A 4,183-nucleotide genomic window follows, 5' to 3' on the forward strand; every position below is an offset into this window, starting at 1 on the left:
GTCTACAACATAGCCTTTTTCAGATAAAATTATGCTTTTCCATAAGGCAGATATGTTCGCCATGAAGGTCAGGTCTTTTGGAAATTCAATGGCGGTCAATGGAAGAAAGGATATCGGACTGCTCTACGGAAAATCCATGATGAACGTTGCACTATTTGCAGAAGATGCAGCAGACCTGCTGATCGAAAACAGCTGGATGGAACAACCCCCGCAAGCCCTTGACCGGAACAAACTGGCGACAGAATAAAACAGAAGATTTAACACATTAACGCGCTGGGGGTCAGACCCCCAGCGCGGTGATGTGTTAAAGTGCATTCGTTTCAATAATGTTTTGTGGAGCTTGCTGATGCAGGCTCTTTTTGCTGGAATCATACGGGTAATTTTTTTGATGAGAGTACTGCACGATCCTGGCTGTGAAATTACCTAATAGGCATTCTAATCTCCCCTATTGGAAATTGTCTCTTAACCTGATGTTTCCTTTTTGTCTGGAGAGAACAAATGCTATAATGGTGGAATGGAAATATAGAATGGGGGCAATTCAAGGATGTACGATGTTCGCGAGTGGCGACATGTGTTTAAACTCGATCCAAATAAAGAAATAACTGATGAAGAACTTGATAGAATCTGCGAGTCTGGAACCGACGCGATCATGGTAGGAGGGACCGATGGAGTCACTCTTGAAGGAGTCCTTGATTTAATGTCCCGAGTGCGCCGTTACACAGTCCCTTGCATTCTTGAGGTTTCGACCATCGATTCTATCACACCGGGATTCGATTTTTACTTTATCCCGACAGTGCTCAACAGCGGCAATCCGCAGTGGATTACCGGCTTGCATCACGAAGCAGTGAAGGAATACGGCGATTTGATGGATTGGGACGAGATTATAATGGAAGGCTATTGCATCCTGAATCCAGAATGCAAGGCAGCCAAGCTCACCGATGCCAAGACAGATTTGGACATTGAAGATGTCAGAGCCTATGCGATGATGGCAGAAAAAATGTTCAACCTGCCAATCTTCTATTTAGAATACAGCGGCACATATGGCGAGCCAGAGCTCGTCAAAGCAGCAAAAGGCGCACTTGAAAAGACCGTCCTCTTCTACGGAGGCGGAATCGAAACAGCACAGCAGGCAGCCGAAATGGCGGCCCACGCAGACGTAATCGTCGTAGGAAATGTAGTCTACAGCAACCTCGAAGAAGCACTAAAAACAGTAGCAGCTGCTTCAGTACGTTAATGCGCTGGGGGTCTGACCCCCGGTGCGGTGAAGTGGTGGGGGTCTGACCCCCAGTGCGGTAGTGCGTTGATGTGTGTGATTGTCTACTTTTGGTTTTTGATATAAAATAAGAACAAATGTTTGTATGGTGGTGAGGAATGTGCAATTTTTGACGGATAAATTATTGAATGGTTTGAACCCGGAGCAGCAGAGGGCTGTCAAGACATTGGACGGGCCGTTATTGTTGATGGCTGGTGCGGGCAGTGGTAAGACGAGAGTTTTGACTCACAGAATTGCGTATTTAATGGTGGAAAAAGGGGTAAATCCTTATAACATCCTTGCGATTACGTTTACGAATAAAGCAGCGCGCGAGATGCGTGAGAGGATCCAAAAGATGATGGGCGGCGCGGCAGATAATATCTGGATTTCGACCTTCCACTCGATGTGTGTTCGTATTTTGCGAAGGGACATCGATCGTCTTGGCTTCAACCGTAATTTCACGATTCTTGATTCGACTGACCAGCAGTCTGTTATTAAGTCGATTTTAAAAGAAAAGAACATGGATCCGAAGAAGTTCGATCCGCGTGCGATTCTTGGAACAATCAGCTCGGCGAAAAATGAACTGATCACGCCAGAGGAATACGCGAAAACAGCTGGCGATTACTTCTCGCAGAAGGTCAGCGACGTGTACGAGGAATATCAACGCAGGCTTCGCAAAAATAATGCGCTCGATTTCGATGACCTGATCATGTCGACGATTACATTGTTCATTCGTGTGCCTGAGGTTCTTGAATACTATCAGCGCAAGTTCCAGTATATTCACGTCGATGAGTACCAGGATACAAACAGGGCGCAGTATATGCTTGTGAAATTACTGGCCCAGCGTTTCCAGAACCTTTGTGTAGTCGGTGACTCGGACCAGTCGATCTATCGCTGGCGCGGGGCGGACATTGCAAATATCCTTTCATTCGAAAAGGATTACCCGAATGCGTCTGTAATTTTACTAGAGCAAAACTACCGTTCAACCAAGAAGATTCTTTTAGCGGCCAATATGGTGATCCAGAACAATATGAACCGTAAGCCGAAGAATCTTTGGACTGAAAATGCTGAAGGGAACAAAATTATGTACTATCGCGCGGACAGCGAACAGGGTGAAGCCCAGTTTGTCATCGGCAGAATCCAGGAGCTCCTGAGGAACGGCCGAAAGCTGTCTGACATGGCGATTTTATACAGAACGAACGCCCAGTCGCGTGTAATCGAGGAATCATTCCTGAAGTCAAATATTGATTACAACATTGTCGGCGGCATCAAGTTCTATGACAGAAAAGAAATCAAGGATGTCCTTGCGTATCTTCGTTTGATTTCAAACCCTGATGATGATATCAGTTTGCAGAGGGTCATCAATGTGCCTAAGCGAGCGATTGGTTCCACTTCAATCGATAAAATCGCCAACTTCGCTACGATGCATGATATGTCGATGTACCATGCGCTTGAGACGATTGAAATGATCGGCCTCAGTCCGAAAGCAGAAAAAGCAGCGATTGAGTTTCGTAACCTGATCAGGAACTATACTCACCAGCAGGAGTATCTGTCTGTTACCGAGCTTGTTGAGGAAATCCTTGATAAATCTGGTTACCGTGAAATGCTTAAGGCTGAAAAATCAATTGAAAGCCAGAGCCGGCTTGAGAACTTGGATGAATTTTTAACTGTTACAAAGAGCTTTGAAGAAAGCAGTGAAGATAAAACCCTTGTCGCGTTCCTTACAGACTTGGCGCTGGTCGCTGATATTGATCGTCTCGATGATGACGGCCAGAAGAAGACGGATGTTGTCACGCTGATGACGCTCCACTCCGCAAAGGGCCTTGAGTTCCCAGTCGTTTTCTTAATCGGGATGGAAGAGGGAGTATTCCCTCACAGCCGTTCATTGATGGAAGAGATGGAGATGGAGGAAGAACGTCGTCTTGCTTATGTGGGAATTACACGTGCCGAGGAAGAGTTGTTCATTACGAATGCCCAGATGCGTACCTTGTTTGGACGTACGAACATGAATCCAGAATCAAGGTTCATCAAGGAAATCCCGGCTGAACTGGTCGAGGATGCAGCTCCGAAACCAAAGAGAACTGCTCCATCAAGCGGCGGCAGACCAGCGGCAAGAACAGCTATGCCACAGCGAGGTGCAGTTGCCCGTCCAGTCGCAGCAACAAGCGGCGGCGAGGGAATCGGCTGGAAGGTTGGAGACAAAGCGCAGCACGGCAAGTGGGGAACAGGCACAGTTGTCAGCGTAAAAGGTTCCGGAGAAGGAATGGAGCTTGATATTGCGTTCCCAAGCCCAACAGGAATCAAACGGCTGCTGGCAAAATTCGCGCCGATTCAAAAGGCGTAAACGACTGCTTGTAAAATTTGCTCCAATCCAAAAAGCGTAATCATCATTAAATTTAACGCTAGTTATGAAAGGGCTGGATTTATGGATTTTCAGAGTGCTGAAAAAAAGGCCAAGGATTTGCAAAATCTGCTTAATCAATATGGATATGAATATTATGTTCTCGACCAGCCGTCGGTTCCGGATGCAGAATACGACAGATTATTAAGAGAATTGATTGAAGTCGAAGAGCAGTACCCTGAATTGCAGACGCCGGATTCTCCAACAAGGCGTATCGGCGGCGAGATTTTATCGATGTTCAACAAGGTGCAGCATGCGATCCCAATGTTAAGTCTCGGAAATGCTTTTGATGAGCAGGACCTTCGCGACTTTGACCGCCGTGTGCGTCAAGGTGTCGGCGATAAGGTTTCATATGTATGTGAGCTGAAAATTGATGGACTTGCTGTTTCACTTATTTATGAAGACGGTATGTTTGTCCGCGGGGCGACTCGAGGCGATGGGACGACAGGTGAGGATATTACGTCTAATCTTACGACAATCCGCTCCCTGCCGATCCGCCTGAAGGATCCTGTTTCGCTGGAGGTTCGCGG

3 protein-coding genes and 1 pseudogene are annotated in these 4,183 nt (G+C 46.7%); all 4 read left to right on the forward strand.

The window, feature by feature from the left end; translation table 11 throughout:
* Window positions 1–25: 25 nt before the first annotated feature.
* A pseudogene (locus WB217_RS05430) lies at window positions 26–247 on the forward strand (DUF3231 family protein); the annotation flags it as partial.
* Window positions 248–544: 297 nt separating this feature from the next.
* On the forward strand, window positions 545–1,234 hold the full coding sequence (locus WB217_RS05435; protein ID WP_423991385.1) for a heptaprenylglyceryl phosphate synthase: 690 nt from the start codon (window positions 545–547) through the stop codon (window positions 1,232–1,234).
* Window positions 1,235–1,373: 139 nt separating this feature from the next.
* Complete coding sequence (gene pcrA, locus WB217_RS05440) at window positions 1,374–3,596, forward strand: DNA helicase PcrA (protein ID WP_423991387.1); 2,223 nt, start codon at window positions 1,374–1,376, stop codon at window positions 3,594–3,596.
* An 81-nt stretch (window positions 3,597–3,677) separates the two neighbouring features.
* Window positions 3,678–4,183, forward strand: a 506-nt coding sequence (locus WB217_RS05445) for a DNA ligase LigA-related protein (RefSeq protein ID WP_423991389.1), incomplete at its 3' end; no start/stop codon positions are given.

It is taken from the genome of Mesobacillus sp. (genome assembly GCF_049588175.1).
In the GTDB taxonomy this organism is placed as follows: domain Bacteria; phylum Bacillota; class Bacilli; order Bacillales; family Cytobacillaceae; genus Mesobacillus.